The organism is Mesorhizobium shonense (assembly GCF_040545255.1).
Lineage (GTDB): Bacteria > Pseudomonadota > Alphaproteobacteria > Rhizobiales > Rhizobiaceae > Mesorhizobium > Mesorhizobium shonense.
Window position 1 is genome coordinate 320,672 of record NZ_JBEPLM010000002.1, and the last position, 15,523, is coordinate 336,194.

At 65.0% G+C, this 15,523-nt stretch carries 14 protein-coding genes; 8 read left to right on the plus strand and 6 right to left on the minus strand.

Translation table 11 applies throughout. The features are described 5' to 3' along the window. Position 1 precedes the first annotated feature (1 nt). From ABID26_RS06975 to amaB, 5 genes are all read left to right on the plus strand, one after another. Positions 2–877, plus strand: a complete 876-nt coding sequence (locus ABID26_RS06975; protein ID WP_126098144.1) for a transglutaminase family protein — start codon at positions 2–4, stop codon at positions 875–877. A gap of 127 nt (positions 878–1,004) precedes the next feature. Beyond that, on the plus strand, positions 1,005–2,096 hold the full coding sequence (locus tag ABID26_RS06980) for a DNA topoisomerase IB (protein WP_126098145.1): 1,092 nt from the start codon (positions 1,005–1,007) through the stop codon (positions 2,094–2,096). Positions 2,097–2,206: 110 nt separating this feature from the next. Next, positions 2,207–2,581 carry a YciI family protein gene (locus ABID26_RS06985; RefSeq protein ID WP_126098146.1) on the plus strand — a complete coding sequence of 125 codons (375 nt, stop codon included), beginning with the start codon at positions 2,207–2,209 and terminating at the stop codon, positions 2,579–2,581. Next, positions 2,578–3,852 (plus strand): RNA polymerase sigma factor, encoded by a 1,275-nt coding sequence (locus tag ABID26_RS06990; RefSeq protein WP_126098147.1) that lies wholly within the window; start codon positions 2,578–2,580, stop codon positions 3,850–3,852. The genes ABID26_RS06985 and ABID26_RS06990 overlap by 4 nt, the downstream gene beginning before the upstream one ends. Before the next feature lie 185 nt (positions 3,853–4,037). Further along, positions 4,038–5,552 (plus strand): L-piperidine-6-carboxylate dehydrogenase, encoded by a 1,515-nt coding sequence (gene amaB / locus ABID26_RS06995; RefSeq protein ID WP_292303934.1) that lies wholly within the window; start codon positions 4,038–4,040, stop codon positions 5,550–5,552. Between the two features lie 34 nt (positions 5,553–5,586). On the opposite strand, the gene ABID26_RS07000 is transcribed toward amaB, so the two are convergent. Together ABID26_RS07000 and ABID26_RS07005 are read right to left on the minus strand one after the other, a co-directional pair. Continuing rightward, positions 5,587–6,477: a hypothetical protein gene (locus tag ABID26_RS07000; RefSeq protein ID WP_292303936.1), complete on the minus strand. Its 891-nt coding sequence runs from the start codon at positions 6,475–6,477 to the stop codon at positions 5,587–5,589. A gap of 119 nt (positions 6,478–6,596) precedes the next feature. Then, positions 6,597–7,463, minus strand: coding sequence for a hypothetical protein (locus ABID26_RS07005; protein WP_292303938.1), 867 nt, complete (start codon positions 7,461–7,463; stop codon positions 6,597–6,599). Between the two features lie 291 nt (positions 7,464–7,754). Between ABID26_RS07005 and ABID26_RS07010 the strand changes: the two genes are divergently transcribed. From ABID26_RS07010 to ABID26_RS07020, 3 genes are all read left to right on the plus strand, one after another. After that, complete coding sequence (locus ABID26_RS07010) at positions 7,755–8,588, plus strand: GNAT family N-acetyltransferase (protein ID WP_292303940.1); 834 nt, start codon at positions 7,755–7,757, stop codon at positions 8,586–8,588. A gap of 117 nt (positions 8,589–8,705) precedes the next feature. Beyond that, complete coding sequence (locus ABID26_RS07015; protein ID WP_292303942.1) at positions 8,706–9,476, plus strand: SDR family NAD(P)-dependent oxidoreductase; 771 nt, start codon at positions 8,706–8,708, stop codon at positions 9,474–9,476. Positions 9,477–9,509: 33 nt separating this feature from the next. After that, positions 9,510–10,271 carry an SDR family NAD(P)-dependent oxidoreductase gene (locus ABID26_RS07020; RefSeq protein ID WP_292342693.1) on the plus strand — a complete coding sequence of 254 codons (762 nt, stop codon included), beginning with the start codon at positions 9,510–9,512 and terminating at the stop codon, positions 10,269–10,271. A gap of 34 nt (positions 10,272–10,305) precedes the next feature. Here ABID26_RS07020 and ABID26_RS07025 read toward each other — a convergent pair whose 3' ends face one another. From ABID26_RS07025 to ABID26_RS07040, 4 genes are all read right to left on the minus strand, one after another. Further along, positions 10,306–11,406, minus strand: coding sequence for an alcohol dehydrogenase family protein (locus ABID26_RS07025; protein WP_292303946.1), 1,101 nt, complete (start codon positions 11,404–11,406; stop codon positions 10,306–10,308). A 166-nt stretch (positions 11,407–11,572) separates the two neighbouring features. Continuing rightward, positions 11,573–12,952 carry an aspartate aminotransferase family protein gene (locus tag ABID26_RS07030; RefSeq protein WP_292303023.1) on the minus strand — a complete coding sequence of 460 codons (1,380 nt, stop codon included), beginning with the start codon at positions 12,950–12,952 and terminating at the stop codon, positions 11,573–11,575. Positions 12,953–13,133: 181 nt separating this feature from the next. Beyond that, positions 13,134–14,627 (minus strand): NAD-dependent succinate-semialdehyde dehydrogenase, encoded by a 1,494-nt coding sequence (locus ABID26_RS07035; RefSeq protein ID WP_292303024.1) that lies wholly within the window; start codon positions 14,625–14,627, stop codon positions 13,134–13,136. A 363-nt stretch (positions 14,628–14,990) separates the two neighbouring features. Further along, positions 14,991–15,479, minus strand: coding sequence for an Lrp/AsnC family transcriptional regulator (locus ABID26_RS07040; RefSeq protein WP_126098157.1), 489 nt, complete (start codon positions 15,477–15,479; stop codon positions 14,991–14,993). Positions 15,480–15,523: the final 44 nt, after the last annotated feature.

The window sequence follows — 15,523 nt, forward strand, 5'->3', positions numbered from 1 at the left end:
AATGCTCTACGACATCAGGCTCCATCTGCACTACGATTACGCGGCCGCAGCCGGCGGCGGCCGGCATCAGGTGCGCGTCTTGCCGCAGACGGTTCCCGGCGTGCAGAGGGTTATCGCCGCCTCGTTGTCCTTCGCGCCGACGCCGGCCGAGCGGGCGGATTTTTCCGATTTCTTCGGCAACAACGTCACCGCGATCGCCTTTCGCGACGCGCATGAGGAGCTCGACATCAGGATGAGCGCGCGGGTGTCGGTCTCGCGGCCGGAGCCGGGGCTGGACGTCTCGCCCGACATTCACGGCTTGAGGGCGGAACTCGATGCAGTGCGTTCGCTATCGCCTGCCGCGCCGCATCATTTCCTCGCCGCCAGCGATCACGCCGGCATCGACGCAGCGATCAGCGCCTATGCGCGGGAGAGCCTTGCAGGTTCGACCGTCGCCACAGCGGCCGATCTCTGCAACCGCATCCACCGCGATTTTGCCTATGACGGCGAGGCGACCACCGTGCAGACACGGGCCAGCGACGCCTTCGCGCTGAAACGCGGGGTCTGCCAGGATTTTTCCCACATCATGATAGCCGGGCTGCGCGGGCTGGGTATCCCCGCCGGATATGTCAGCGGCTTCCTGCGCACCATTCCGCCGAAAGGCAAACCGCGGCTCGAAGGGGCGGATGCCATGCATGCCTGGGTCAAGGCCTGGTGCGGCCGCGACGCCGGCTGGCAGGAATTCGACCCGACCAACGGCATGCGGGCGAGCAACGACCATATCACCGTCGGGTACGGCCGCGACTATTCCGACGTGGCGCCGATCGTCGGCGTGCTGAAAACCACCGGCGGCCAGGTCGGTGAGCAGGCCGTCGATGTCATTCCGGTCGCTGCCTGAAAGCTGCGTGGTTGGCATCGGTCGCGATCCGGGCTGCGCCATCGACGGGCTGGGGGCGCGCTTTGGGAACGGTGGAACCAGCTGCCTGTTGCGCCGCTTATCTACGGACCAGTTCCGTGGAGCCATCATGCTGCAACGAGCACAATCGTCCTCCGGCCGCCCGACGGGTGGGGAGGAAATGCAAAGGAACGGGGCGCAAGGTTTCGCCGATCGCGCCTCGCTCAGCTATGTCAGCGACGCCGATCCCGGCATTCGCCGATTGAGAAAAGGAAAGGGATTTTCCTACCTCGGCCCGAACGGGAACCCGGTGAACGCGGCGACGCTCGCCCGCGTCAAGGCGATCGTCATTCCGCCGGCGTGGACGGACGTATGGATTTCGCCCGATCCGAACGGCCATATCCAGGCGACCGGCCGGGATCAGCGCGGACGCAAGCAATACCGCTATCACCGGCAGTGGACCGAAGAGCGGGACGGTGTCAAATATTCCAGTCTCGTTGCTTTTGCCGAGGCGTTGCCCGATCTCCGGCGCCAGATCGATGCTGACCTGCGCCGGCATGGCCTGTCGCTGGAACGTGTGGTCGCCTCGGTGGTCTGGTTGCTCGACAACACCATGATCCGCATCGGCAATGCCGCCTATGCCCGCGACAACAAGAGTTTCGGTTTGACCACTTTGCGCGACCGCCATGTCGAAATCACCGGCTCCAGCCTGCGGTTCGCCTTCAAGGGCAAATCCGGCAAGGAATGGAAGCTGAGGCTGGTCGACCGCCGCGTAGCCAAAATCGTGCGCGGCGCCCAGGACCTGCCCGGCCAGAAATTGTTCCAATATCTCGACGAAGGCGGCGATCGGCGACCGCTGCGGTCGGAGGACGTCAACCGCTACATCCGCGAGGCGTCCGGCTCGGAGTTCAGCTCCAAGCACTTCCGTACCTGGGGCGGCACCATCCATGCGGCAGCGCTGTTTGCGCAGGCAGAGCTTCCAGAGAGCGTGACCCAGCGAAAGCGGGTGATGAACGGCATCGTCGACAAGGTTGCCGAACGGCTCGGCAACACGCGAGCCGTCTGCCGCCAGTGCTATATCCATCCACTCGTCTTCGAGGCGTGGTCCGAAGGGAAGCTGCTCGACGAAATGGCGGAAGCCAACAAGCGAAAGCGTCTTATACCGGGCCTCGACGAGGAGGAGACGCTGGTGCTCAGATGGCTCAAGGCGCGCGGAGCCTGACGAATGGCAGGCGGACAAGGTAAGCCCGTGATCGCCCTACAAATTTTTTTATCGACGTCGTGTCGGGAAGGGTCCTACTGTCTCGTCCTTTGATACGGAAAGGACGCACCATGCTCTATGCCATCCTCTGCTACGCCTCCGAAGACGTCGTGTGCTCCTGGAGCAAGGAACAGGACGACGAGGTGATGGCAAAGCTCCTCAACGTACAGGACAAATACGCCAAGGCGGGTCGGCTGGGGCCTGTGGCGCGTCTCCTGCCGACCACCGCCGCGACGACACTCCGCAAGGTCAAGGGCGAGTCTATGGTGCTCGACGGGCCGTTCGCAGAGACCAAGGAGCAGTTCCTCGGCTTCTACACGCTCGAATGCCAAGACTTGGATGAGGCCGTCGAGTTCGCCCGCGAGCTCTCCGAGGTCAATCCGAGTGGCGGTTCCTACGAGATCCGACCGGTTTCGGTCTTCAATCCCACAAAGGTTGCCGTATGACAGAGCTTGCCTGGATAAGCACCGCGATCAGCAACGCCCGTCCGCAGGCGATGGGCGCGCTGCTGCGCTATTTCCGCGACCTCGACGCCGCGGAAGAAGCTTTCCAGGATGCATGTCTCAGGGCACTGAAGAACTGGCCGAAAAACGGTCCGCCGCGCGATCCGGCGGCATGGCTGATCTTCGTCGGCCGCAACAGCGGCATCGACGCGGTGCGCAAGCGCGCCAAGCAGGCGCCGATGCCGGAAGAGGACCAGATTTCCGATCTCGAGGATGCCGAAGGCGATATGGCCGAGCGGCTGGACGGCGCGCATTATCGCGACGACATATTGCGGCTCTTGTTCATATGCTGCCATCCGGACCTGCCGGCGACGCAGCAGATCGCGGTGGCGCTGCGCATCGTCTCCGGCCTCACAGTCAAGCAGATCGCGCGCGCCTTCCTCGTCGGCGAGAGCGCCATGGAGCAGCGCATCACCCGCGCCAAGGCGCGCATAGCCGACGCCGGCGTGCCGTTCGAGACGCCCGGCGCTGTCGAGCGTTCCGAGCGGCTCGCGGCGGTTGCCGCCATGGTCTATCTCATCTTCAACGAGGGCTACTCGACCAATGGCGGCGAGGCGCCGGTCCGCGCGCCGCTCTGCGAGGAGGCGATCCGGCTCGCCAGGCTGCTGCTCAGGCTGTTTCAGCAGGAACCGGAGATCATGGGACTGACCGCGCTGCTGCTTCTCCAGCATGCGCGCGCGCCGGCGCGCTTCGACGAAAATGGCGAGATCGTGCTGCTCGAAGACCAGGACCGGTCGCTCTGGAGCCGCAAGATGATCGACGAGGGCCTGGCCCTGGTCGACAAGGCGCTGCGCCACCGCAAGCCCGGCCCTTACCAGGTGCAGGCGGCGATCGCAGCGCTGCATGCGCGGGCGGCAACGCCCGAGGATACCGACTGGACCGAGATCGACCTGCTCTACGGCCTGCTCGAGCAGATGCAGCCGTCGCCGGTGGTGACGCTCAACCGCGCCGTCGCGGTGAGCAAGGTGCGCGGCCCGGAAGCGGCTTTAGCCATGATCGAGCCTTTGGAGGACAGGCTGTCCGGCTATTTCCATTTCTTCGGGCTGAGGGGTGGTTTGCTGATGCAACTCGACCGCAATGAGGAAGCGCGCGTCGCCTTCGACCGCGCCATAGCTCTAGCAAATACCGCCGCAGAGGCGGCGCATATCCGCATGCATATCGACCGGCTGATCAAGGAAAGCGCTGAGAAGTCCTCCATCCAGAAGGCGCGCTGATAGCGAGTAGCGGTTTCTGGCCCAATTTAGCGCACCGGCCTTGGACCATGCCGGGGTGGCGGTTTTTTCCTGAAACGAGTAATGCCACGCCATCAAAGGCGCCCGGACGTGCCCAAGGGCACGGCAAGGCACGGCGCAAGGCTTCGACGCTCGCCATATCCAGGCGGGATTTGAAAGGGACCAAAATGACGATAGCGAAGGAAACGGCCTCAATTCTGGAGAAACTGGGCGTTGCCAAGGATGCGCTTTCCGGCGGCGACCTCATCGTGCGCAGCCCGGTGACGGGCGAGCAGATCGCGGCGCTGAAGTCGATTTCGGCGGCTGATGCCGGCAAGGCCATCGATGCCGCGCACAAGGCCTTCCAGGCCTGGCGGCTGGTGCCGGGGCCGAAGCGCGGCGAGCTGGTGCGCCTGCTCGGCGAGGAACTGCGCGCGCATAAGGCCGAGCTTGGCCGGCTGGTGTCGATCGAGGTCGGCAAGATCCCGTCCGAGGGCCTCGGCGAAGTGCAGGAGATGATCGACATCTGCGATTTCGCGGTCGGCCTTTCCCGCCAGCTCTACGGCCTGACCATCGCCACCGAACGTCCCGGACATCGCATGATGGAGACCTGGCATCCGCTCGGCGTCGTCGGCGTAATTTCGGCCTTCAACTTCCCGGTCGCTGTGTGGTCGTGGAACGCGGCACTTGCACTCGTCTGCGGCGACGCGGTGGTGTGGAAGCCGTCGGAAAAGACGCCGCTGACAGCACTTGCCTGCGAGGCGATCTTCAAGCGCGCCGCCAAGCGTTTCGGCGCCGACGCGCCGGAAGGCCTGCTGCAGGTGCTGATCGGCGACCGCGCCGCCGGCGAGGTGCTGGTCGACCATCCGAAGGTGCCGCTGGTTTCGGCCACCGGCTCGACCCGCATGGGCCGAGAGGTCGGTCCGCGGCTGGCGAAGCGCTTCGCTCGCGCGGTGCTGGAGCTCGGCGGCAACAATGCCGGCATCGTCTGCCCGACCGCCGATCTCGATATGGCGCTGCGGGCCATCGCCTTCGGCGCCATGGGCACGGCCGGGCAGCGCTGCACGACTCTGCGGCGCCTGTTCGTGCATGAGAGTGTTTATGACGCGCTGCTGCCGCGCCTGAAGAAGGCATACCAGAGTGTCTCGGTCGGCAATCCGCTGGAGACGTCGGCGCTGGTCGGCCCGCTGATCGACAAGGCCGCTTTCGACAACATGCAGAAAGCGCTCAAGGAGGCGCAAGCGCATGGCGGCAAGGTCACCGGCGGCGCGCGGTTCGAGAATGGCCACGCGGAAGCCTACTATGTGCATCCGGCGCTGGTCGAGATGCCTAGCCAAGTTTCGCCGGTGACGGAGGAGACCTTCGCACCGATCCTCTATGTGATGAAGTACTCCGATTTCGACGAGGCGCTCGACCTGCACAATGCGGTCGGCGCCGGCCTGTCGTCGTCGATCTTCACGCGTGACCTGCAGGAATCGGAGCGCTTCCTCGGCGTCGACGGCTCGGATTGCGGCATCGCCAACGTCAATATCGGCACCTCGGGTGCCGAGATCGGCGGCGCGTTCGGCGGCGAGAAGGAGACCGGCGGCGGCCGCGAGAGCGGCTCGGACGCGTGGAAGGCTTATATGCGCCGGGCCACCAATACGGTGAACTTCTCCAAGGCGCTGCCCTTGGCGCAAGGCGTGTCGTTCGACATCGACTGAAGACGGCAAACGCGGTCTGGGGCGGTCAGCCTCGCTATGATGCTGACCTCGCTCCGGCTTGCCGGAAGACCGCGTTCTGCATGCAAGCGGCGAAGGCCGCGTCGATGATGGCGAGCTTGACCGCCTGCGCCGTCACATACTCGCCGTAGAATTCGTTCGAGATCCACATCACGGAATGCCCACGCTGGCCGAGCCAGCCGACGCTGCCGAGCATCTCGGCGTCGCGCAATTTGCGCGCCAGGTGGGTGCGCAACAGCTTCAGCCACCTGGCGAAATCGCCGATCGAGAGGATACCGGTCGGGATATGCTCCTGGCCGACGTTCTCGAGTTCGACGCTGGCCATCAGCCAGTCCATGACGACGCCGCCATTGTTGAGCCAGGTGAACAGCGAGAAAGTCCGTTTCGGCTCGCGCACCGGCACGGACGAGACCAGCCCGTCCGCGATCCGCGGCTGCAGCTGCGCAAGCATTTGCGGCCGTGCCTGGAATGTCGCCAGCCGGTTCGCGCCATCGAGATCGTCAAGCGTCTTGAGATGCATGACAACCCAACCTGTCAGCTCCGCCAATGCCGCGGCCGTTGGTTGCAACGGGCGAATGCGGCCGTCGTCACTGCCAGGCGCATCGACGATGAAATTGTAGTGCTGCATTTCCTTGATGAAGGCGTGGGTTGTGTTGCGGCTGGCCACCGAATGCTGAAGGGTGACGTCGACGAAACGCGCGGCCGTCAGCTCCTTTCGATAGTCGCTGGGGTCCCTGCGGAAATGCAGGGCAAGACCGATATGGGCCATCAGCCAGCGCTGCTGGGTGGCAAAGACCGACGACGCCCTCGGGTTCCCTTCATAGGCCCGCAACATCGCCCGCGCCTGCGCCTGGATGCAAGCACGCAGCGCAGGATGGCCGGTAATGTCTTCGAAGTTCAGCGCCATCCCCCCAGAATCCGCGCCAGATATCGCAATGCCCGGATCTGGATAGCAGTTTCGGCCGGCGCCCGCCAGCGCAACCGCCGGTTTTTACCGGTTGGGCCTGAGTTGCAAACGGGCGGTGCTCAGTTTTCGCTGCCGGGGGGAAAACAGGCCTCGAAGGCCGCATCGACGATAGCGAGCTTGGCTGCCTGGACAGCCATGTATTCGTCGAAGAACTGCCGCGAAACCCACATGACGGAATGCCCGCGCTGGCCGACCCAGCCGATACTGCCAAGGGCTTCGGCATCGTGGAGCTTGCGCGCCAAATGCGTACGCGAGAGCTTCAGCCAATGCGCGAATTCGCTGATCGAAATGACGCTGGTCGGTATCTTGTCGAGGTCGGCGTCCTCCGGATCGATGCCCGACATCAGCCAGTCCATGACGATGCCGCCATTGTTCAGCCAGATAAACAGCGAGAAGGTTTGTTCGGGTTCCCGCACCGGATCGGATGCGAGCAGTCCGTCGCAGATCAACGGCTGCAGCTTCGCCAGCATATCGGGTCGCTCGAGGAACGTTGCCAGCCGGTTCCCGCCGTCGATGCGATCGAGCGTTCTCAAATGAGCATGGATCCAGCTGGTGAAGGTCTCAATGGTGGCCGCGCTGACCCGCAAGGGGTGGGCGCGGCCGTCGCCACTCTTCGAAACATATTCGGCGATGTTGTAATGCAGCATTTCCTTGACAAACGCCTCGGCGGTGTTGCGGCTGGCCACTGAATTGCGGCGCACGGCCTCGATGAAACGCGCCACCGTCATTTCGGTGCGGCGGTCATTGGGGTCTCGCCTGAAATGAAGGGCAAGCCCGACATGGCCGAGCAGCCAACGCTGCTGGGTGGCAAAGACGGCGGCAAGGCGCGGGCTGGTTTCGTAGACATGAATGAGCGCGCGCGACTGTTCCTGAACATGACGAAGCGCTGCCGGATGACTGGCGATCTCTTCGGCACTCAGCGGCATTTCCTGCGGCACTCCATTCGATTCCAAGCAACGGCAAATGAAGATTCCCAGCCTACGACGGTTGTGTCCAGTTGCCTATTGGAACAACAGCAGACGTTTTGCCGCGTTCCTCGCTAACCCCTTGCATCGGTTCGGAAAACCCGTTCCAACAGTAGTCAGGCCCGCGGCCCGCTCGACACGTGCCTTTCGCCGCGCGGGTGAGCGGGCGTTCAAGCATGGCCCTTGCAACCCGCGAGCGACGACCTATCGTGGTGGATCGAGGTCCTTCGGCCGAGGCCGCCGAGTGAAACAATGCCGAGAACGATCCGAACGCTGACCGCCAGCGAGGTGGAAATGCTCGTCGACTGGGCGGCGGGGGAGGGCTGGAATCCAGGCCTTGGCGATGCCGTCGCTTTTCGGGCGGCCGATCCGGAAGGCTTTGTCGGCGCTTTCGACGACGGCGAAATGGTGGCCGGCGTTTCGGCCGTCGCCTATGGCGCGGGTTTTGGCTTCATCGGCCTTTACATCTGCCGGCCCGATCGGCGGGGCGAAGGCCACGGCAGGGCGGTCTGGGACGCCGGCATGGCCCGGCTCGGCAACCGCATCATCGGTCTCGACGGCGTAGCCGAGCAGCGGGCCAACTACCGCCGCAAGGGCTTCGTGCCCGCCTATGAGACCGTCCGCTACAGCGGGCGCGCCGTCGGGCTGGCTGGCGCCAGCGACGTCCTGCCCGTGACGACCGCCCGCACAGCCGAGATCCTGGCTTACGACCGCCGATGCTTCCCGGCGCCGCGCGAGGCCTTCCTGCGGGAATGGCTGCAGCCGCCCCAGACAGCGCTGGTGTCCGCCGGTCCGGCCGGCATTGCTGGCTATGGGGTGGCGCGCCGGTGCCGGGAGGGTTTCAAGATTGGGCCGCTGTTCGCGGAGGACATGAACATAGCCCTGGCGTTGGTGGCGGGATTGGCGGGCAAGACAGAAGACGAAGCGCTGCATATCGACGTGCCGGCCACCCAGGTCGAGTTCACCGCAATGCTTCAAGCGGCCGGCATGGTTCCAGGCTTCACCACGACCCGCATGTACAAGGGCGGCAAGCCCGGCAATGCGCCGTCGAAGGTTTTCGGCATCACGACGCTGGAACTGGGGTGATCGTCGGCCGCAGGGCCAAACCTCTTGGGATCATTGTTTATCCGAAGTGGTCCATGCGACATCTCTGCCGGACATGGTTGGCATGTGTTCGCGGCGACGTTTCGTGGAGGTTATCGAATGGCTGGCAGGACGGTCCTGATCGCGGGCGGCGCCGGAGGGATGGGTTTCGCGACCGGACTTCGCCTCGCGGCAGACGGCGAGCGGATCGCGCTCGCCGATCTTCCCGGCTCGAAACTCAATGACGCCGTGGCAAGGATTGCTGCGACCGGCGCGAAGGCGATCGGCTTGCCGCTCGACATCCGCTCGGCAGCCGCCTGCCGGGAAGCGGTGGACAAAGCCCGCGAGTGGGGAGGCAGCCTGGACATTCTCGTGAACGCCGCAGGCGTCTGGCTGGAGGGGGCGGCAAGCGAGGTCCGCGAAGAGCAATGGGACCTGGTGCTCGACGTCAATCTGAAAGGCGCATTCTTCCTGATCTCGGCCGCCATTCCGCATCTGTCGGCGGCGCAAGGCGTCGTCATCAACATCGCGTCCGACGCCGGCATCGTCGGCAACAACGGCGCAGCGGTCTATTGCGCCTCCAAAGGCGGGCTGGTGCTTTTGACCAAGGCTCTCGCGCTGGAGCTTGCGCCGCACGGCATCAGGGTCAACGCCGTCTGTCCCGGCGACACGGCGACGCCGATGATCGAGTATCAGGCGAAGACCTATGGCGGAAATGACCCGGACGGTTACAAGCGGAAGCTTCTGGGGCACTACCCGCAAGGGGAAAGAGCTCGCTTCATCACCGTGGAAGAGATCGCTTCCTTCATTCGCTACCTTTGCCAGCCTGGCGCGGCGCCGATCACCGGAGCGGCGCTTCCGATCGATTTCGGCGTCAGCGCCGGATACTGAATTGCGGCGTCGGCTTCATCGCCTGGAGGGTCCATGACCGTGTTCCGCAAATCCCGTAAGGCGCTGGTGACCGGCGTGGGCGCCGCCGACGGCATCGGCGTCGCGGTCGCGCGTGCGCTTGGCGAAGCCGGTCTTTCGGTCGCCATCACCGCTTCGTCGCAACGCGTCGAGCAACGCGCCGAAGAGTTGCGGGCCGACGGGCTCGACGTTCGTGCGGTCGTGGCCGACCTGACGCGCGCGGCGGATGTCGAGCGGCTATGCTCGGAGGTCGGCGCGATCGATATCCTCGTCAACAATGCCGGAATGGGCACGGTGGCCGAGCCGGCGCTGCAGCGGCGATTTCTCGATCTCAGCGAAAGCGACTGGGACCGGGGCATCGATGTCAGCTTGAAGACCGCGTTCTTGAGCACACGCGGATTTCTGGCCGGCATGGTTCAGCGCGGCCATGGACGCGTGGTGAACATGGCTTCGGTCACCGGACCCTACGTCTCCAATGAAGGCGAGGCCGCCTATTCCGCCGCCAAGGCGGGCATGGTCGGTCTCACCCACGCGCTTGCCCTCGAGGTCGGCCGCAGCGGCGTCACGGTCAATGCCGTGGCGCCGGGCTGGATCGCCACCGGCGCTTCGACGCCGGAAGAGCTCGTCGCCGCGCAAAACACGCCGCTTGGCCGCGCCGGCACACCTGAGGAAGTCGCCGCTGCCGTCAAGTTCCTGGCGTCCGACGGCGCCAGCTACGTCAACGGCGCCGTTCTCGTCGTTGACGGCGGCAACATCCTGCAGGAGCGCAAGGGCTGAGCGCGAAGGTCGAGCCCTCGGCCGCCATCGACGGTTATTTGCTCGTGTTCGCTATCGCGTCCGGCACCACCACCAGCTTGCCGACGAAGTCCTTGGCCATGAAGTCCGTCTGGGCGTGGTGGAAGTCCGACAATTTGTACACGCCGCCGACCAGCGGCCTGATCTTCTTTTCCTCGATGTAACGCACGATGCGGCGGAAATCCGCCCGCGTCCCTTGGCTCGAGCCGTGCAGCTGCAGCTGCTTGAGGTACATGGTGCGGAGATCGAGCTGCACCACCGGTCCGGCGATGGCGCCCGCCGTGGTGTAGCGGCCTTCGGGCCTGAGGATCCGCAGCAGGTCGTTGAAGATCGCGCCGCCGACGAGGTCGGCGACGACGTCGATGGGTTGGCCAGCGGTCGCCTCGGCTACGGCGGCCGGCAGATCGGCCACGCCGCGCGTGATCACCTTTTCGGCGCCGATGTCGAGCACGGCCTGCTCCTTGCCCTTGCCGACGATGGCATAGGGAATGGCGCCGCGCGCCCGTGCCAACTGGACAATGCCGGAGCCGACGCCGCCGGAGGCGCCCGTGACCAGCACCCGCTCGCCGGCTTTCAAGCCCGCGCGCTCCAGCATCTGCTCGCCGGTGAGATAGGCACAGCAGAAGGTGGCGAGTTCGACATCGCTCAAGTCGGTGTCGACGACATGCGCGTTGTCGGCCGGCAGCGCCTGGTATTCGGCATAACCGCCATCGCGGCCGTGGCCCATATAGTCGATGTCGGCAAGCGAATCGTCGTCGCGGTTGTAGATGGAGAAGTCGACCATGACACGTTCGCCGATGCGGTCGGCCGAAACGCCGTCACCGACGGCGACGATGGTGCCGACCGTGTCGGTGCCCTGAATGCGCGGGAAGGTCAGCGTGTTGCCCTGCCGGCGCCAGGTCGACACCGCGGCCGCGTCCTCCTCCGTGCCATAGGCGCCCTGGCGAACCCACACGTCGGTGTTGTTCATGCCGCAGGCGGTGACCTTGACCAGCACTTCGCCGGCAGCCGGCGAGGGCACCTTCACATCGGTGCGGTAGACGAGTTTTTCCAGGCCGCCATGGCCGGTGAGCTGCACGGCGGCCATCGTGGCGGGGACGGTGGAATGGGACTTCATAGATGTTACTTCCAACTGTGCAGGTTGGCGCTGCCCCTCACCCTTACCCTCTCCCCGTGAAGAACGGGGAGAGGGGGACGCCGGCGCTGGAGCTTGTCCCTTCTCCCCGTTTTTTACGGGGAGAAGGTGCCGGCAGGCGGATGAGGGGCAGCGCCAAGTGTCGAAATCAGAGAGCTGAGAGCACACTGTTCACGGCATCGGCGGTCTTGGCGACGATCGTGTCGGCCTCCTCGCGCGTCAGGCAGAGCGGCGGCGCGAAGCCGAGGATATCGCCCTGCGGCATGGCGCGGCCGATGACGCCGCTCGCCGCGAGGGCCGTGGCGATCTGCGGGCCGACCTTCAGCGCCGGATCGAAGAAGACGCGGTCGTCGCGATCCTTCACGAACTCGACCGCAGCCAGCATGCCGTCGCCGCGCACCTCGCCGACATTTCTGTGGCTGCCGACGGCCTTGGCGAGCTCGGCGCGGAAATAGGCGCCGGTCTCGCCGGCGTTCCTCACCAGGTCCATCTCGTCGATCAGCTCGAGATTGGCGACGCCCGCGGCAACGCAGATCGGATGCGCCGAATAGGTCCAGCCATGACCGAGCGAGCCGAGCTTGTCGGAACCCTTGACCAGCACCTGCCAGACCTTGTCGGAGACGATGACGCCGGAGAGCGGCGCATAGGCCGAGGTCAGGCCCTTGGCGATGGTGATCAGGTCCGGCTTGATGCCGTAATGGTCGGAGCCGAACATGGTGCCGAGGCGGCCGAAGCCGGTCACCACCTCGTCGGCGACCAAGAGCACGTCGTATTTGTTCAGCACCGCCTGGATCTTCTGCCAATAGCCGGCCGGCGGCGGCACGATGCCGCCGGTGCCGAGGATCGGCTCGCCGATGAAGGCCGCGACCGTGTCCGGGCCTTCGGCGAGGATCATCTCCTCGAGCTTGTCGGCGCAATATTGCGAGAACTGCTCCTCGCTCATCGAGCGGTCGGCGCGGCGGAAGTAATAGGGCGCCTCGGTGTGCGTGATCGGCGCGCGCGGCAGGTCGAAGGCGTTGTGAAACAGCTCGAGCCCGGTGAGCGATCCCGTCATCACGCCCGAGCCGTGATAGCCGCGCCAGCGCGAGATGATCTTCTTCTTCTCCGGCCGTCCCAGAACGTTGTTGTAATACCAGATCAGCTTGATGTTGGTCTCGTTGGCGTCGGAGCCGGAGAGGCCGAAATAGACCCTCGACATGCCCTTCGGCGCGCGGTCGATGATCATCTTGGCGAGCGTGATCGAGGCCTCGGTGCCGTGGCCGACATAAGCATGGTAGTAAGCGAGGTTCTTCGCCTGTTCGGCAATCGCATCGGCGACCTTCTGGCGGCCATAGCCGACATTGACGCAATAGAGGCCGGCGAAAGCATCGATGCTCTTCTTACCGGTGTTGTCCCAGACGGTGACGCCTTCGCCGCCGGCCATGATGCGGGCCGGCGATTCACCACGCGCATGCGTGCCCATATGCGTCGAGGGATGGAAGAAGTGGTCGCGGTCCCAGGCCGAAAGTTCGTTGGATTGTTCGAGCATCTTTTTGACTCCTTAAGAATGATCGCCTTGGCGCGGTCCAAAGGTGTGTCGAGATTCAGGTTAGGCCGAGCCGAAAATGGTGGCTTCCGAGAACCGGAGCGGAGCGTACTGAAGTACGTGAGCACCGGAAGCACAGGAAGCCGCCGTTTGCAGGCCGGCATCACCCGAATATCGGCACACCTTAGGCGACGTCCAGGCAGAGATATTTCAGATCGGTGAAGGCTTCGAGGCCATGACGCGAGCCTTCGCGGCCGATGCCGGATTGCTTGACGCCGCCGAACGGGATCGGCGCGCCGGTGATCTTCACCCGGTTGATCGCAACCATGCCGTAGTCCAGCATGCGGCCCATGCGGGCCTGGCGGGCGCCGTTTTCGGTCACGACATAGGCGACGAGGCCATATTCGGTGGCGTTGGCGCGGGCGACGACTTCCGCCTCGTCCTCGAAGGGCGTCACGGCAGCGACCGGACCGAAGGTTTCCTCATGCATGATCAGCGCTTCGTCCGTCACATCGACGAGCAGCGTCGGCTGGTAGAACAGCGGCCCGGCCGCGTGGCGCTTGCCGCCGGTCGGGCAGCGTGCGCCACGTGTCAGCGCGTCGGCTACCTGCTCTTCCACCTTCTTTACCGCACGCTCATGCATCAGCGGCCCGATGTCGGCGTCGCCGGAAAGCCCGTTGCCGGTGCGCAACCGCTCGATGCGGCGGGCGAAGGCGGCGCAGAACCGCTCATAGATCGGACGCTGCACATAGATGCGGTTGGCGGCCAGGCAGTCCTGGCCGGAGGTGGCGAATTTGGCATCGAGCGCGATCGTGACAGCCTTGTCGATATCGGCGTCGTCGAAGACGATCAGCGGCGCGTGGCCGCCGAGCTCCATGACCAGCCGCTTCATGGTCGGCGCGCTCTGCGCGGCTATCAGCCTGCCGACCTCGGTCGAGCCGGTGAAGCTCATGGCGCGCACGCGGGCATCAGCACACATCGCGCCGACAATGGTTCGCGCATCGCCGGTGACGACGTTGAAGACGCCGGCCGGCAGCCCGGCGCGCTCGCCGAGCTCGGCCAGCGCCAGCGCCGACAAAGGCGTTTCCGAGGATGGATGTGCCACCACCGTGCAGCCGGCGGCGAGCGCCGCTGCCGCTTTGCGGGTGAGCATGGCCGAAGGAAAGTTCCAGGGCGTGACGACGCCGACGACGCCGAGCGGCTCGCGGCGCACCGTCATCTCGGCATTGGGCAGATGGCTGGTGACGCTCTCGGCGTTGATGCGCTTTGCTTCCTCGGCATACCACTCGACGAAAGAGGCGGCGTAGTCGATCTCACCGAGCGATTCCTTGAGCGGCTTGCCTTGTTCCAGCGTCATCAGCAGCGCCAGATCGTCCTTGGCAGCGATGATCAGATCGAACCATTTTCGCAAAATCCTGCAGCGCTCCTGCGGCAGGGCCGAGCGCCAGGCCGGCAGGGCGCGCGCTGCGGCGTCGACAGCTTCCGTCGTCTGCCCCGCGTCGAGCGCAGCGACGAAGGCCACGGTGGCGCCGGTGGCGGGGTCGGTAACCTCGAAGCTCGCGGCCGAGCGGCCGGCCGTCCAGTGGCCGCCGACATAGCCGAGATCGCGCAGCAGCCGGCGATCGGCAAGACGGTCGAGTGCTTCGTGGCGGTGCGGGCGTGCAAAATGCGCGGACATCGATATCTCCCGGTGTCGAGGCGATACGGAGAGACTAGCCGCGCGACTGAGACAGAGAGGCTGTTTCGGCAGCCGCTTGTAGAGAGATTGTCTCTATTCGGAGGCAGGGCAGGACGATCTCTCTAGCTTGCCGTCCGGCGGGTGCCGCCAAACCGTGAGTCTCCTCAACCTCGCCCTTGGGCGAAGCAGGAACGCAGCTCCGTCGCGAAGACCCAAGGATCCATGCCGTGACCCCGGCCGAAGTACGCAGCGGGAGCAGAATTCTGCACCGTTGGCACCGTTCCGATGTAACGGAATGGATCCTCGGGTCTGCGCTGCGTCGCGACGCTCCTTGCTCCGCCCGTGGATGACGATGGCCGTTTTTCATTGTCCCGGCAGCAGGTCGGCCACCGGCAGCGCCGTCTCCTCCTTCACCGTCTTGGTAACGATGTAGGTGAAGTAACGGTCGATGCCGATCTCGCGTTCCAACAGGGCGTCGACGAGCCGTTGATAGGCGTCGATGTCGCGAGCCATCACCTTCAGCATGTAATCGACGCCGCCGCCGACCGACCAGCAGGCGACGATCTCCGGGATGTCGCGGACGACACGCTCGAAGCGGTCGAAGTCGGCCTGGCGGTGGCTGGCTAAGGTCACCTCCATCAGCACGGTCGCCACCGGCGCGATCGCACGCATGGCGATCGCGGCGTGGTAGCCGGAAACGATGCCGGCCTTCTCCAGCTTGCGCAGCCGCATCCAGCAAGGGGTCGGCGACAGACCGACCTTCTCGGCCAGCGCCAGCTTGGTGATGCGGCCATCTCGCTGGATGGCGTCCAGGATCTTGAGGTCGATCGGGTCGAGTTTCGCTGCCGCCATGCCGGCTCCGTTTTTTGCTCGGGACACCATGACGATGCATTATT

What these genes read in the sequence shown, in the direction of transcription:
- ABID26_RS07040 (WP_126098157.1), bottom strand. Translation starts at nt 15,479, where the DNA reads ATGGCGGCAGCGAAACTCGACCCGATCGACCTCAAGATCCTGGACGCC.
- ABID26_RS07010 (WP_292303940.1), top strand. Translation starts at nt 7,755, where the DNA reads ATGCCGAGAACGATCCGAACGCTGACCGCCAGCGAGGTGGAAATGCTC.
- ABID26_RS06975 (WP_126098144.1), top strand. Translation starts at nt 2, where the DNA reads ATGCTCTACGACATCAGGCTCCATCTGCACTACGATTACGCGGCCGCA.
- ABID26_RS07015 (WP_292303942.1), top strand. Translation starts at nt 8,706, where the DNA reads ATGGCTGGCAGGACGGTCCTGATCGCGGGCGGCGCCGGAGGGATGGGT.
- ABID26_RS07020 (WP_292342693.1), top strand. Translation starts at nt 9,510, where the DNA reads ATGACCGTGTTCCGCAAATCCCGTAAGGCGCTGGTGACCGGCGTGGGC.
- ABID26_RS06990 (WP_126098147.1), top strand. Translation starts at nt 2,578, where the DNA reads ATGACAGAGCTTGCCTGGATAAGCACCGCGATCAGCAACGCCCGTCCG.
- ABID26_RS07025 (WP_292303946.1), bottom strand. Translation starts at nt 11,406, where the DNA reads ATGAAGTCCCATTCCACCGTCCCCGCCACGATGGCCGCCGTGCAGCTC.
- ABID26_RS07030 (WP_292303023.1), bottom strand. Translation starts at nt 12,952, where the DNA reads ATGCTCGAACAATCCAACGAACTTTCGGCCTGGGACCGCGACCACTTC.
- amaB (WP_292303934.1), top strand. Translation starts at nt 4,038, where the DNA reads ATGACGATAGCGAAGGAAACGGCCTCAATTCTGGAGAAACTGGGCGTT.
- ABID26_RS06980 (WP_126098145.1), top strand. Translation starts at nt 1,005, where the DNA reads ATGCTGCAACGAGCACAATCGTCCTCCGGCCGCCCGACGGGTGGGGAG.
- ABID26_RS06985 (WP_126098146.1), top strand. Translation starts at nt 2,207, where the DNA reads ATGCTCTATGCCATCCTCTGCTACGCCTCCGAAGACGTCGTGTGCTCC.
- ABID26_RS07035 (WP_292303024.1), bottom strand. Translation starts at nt 14,627, where the DNA reads ATGTCCGCGCATTTTGCACGCCCGCACCGCCACGAAGCACTCGACCGT.
- ABID26_RS07005 (WP_292303938.1), bottom strand. Translation starts at nt 7,463, where the DNA reads ATGCCGCTGAGTGCCGAAGAGATCGCCAGTCATCCGGCAGCGCTTCGT.
- ABID26_RS07000 (WP_292303936.1), bottom strand. Translation starts at nt 6,477, where the DNA reads ATGGCGCTGAACTTCGAAGACATTACCGGCCATCCTGCGCTGCGTGCT.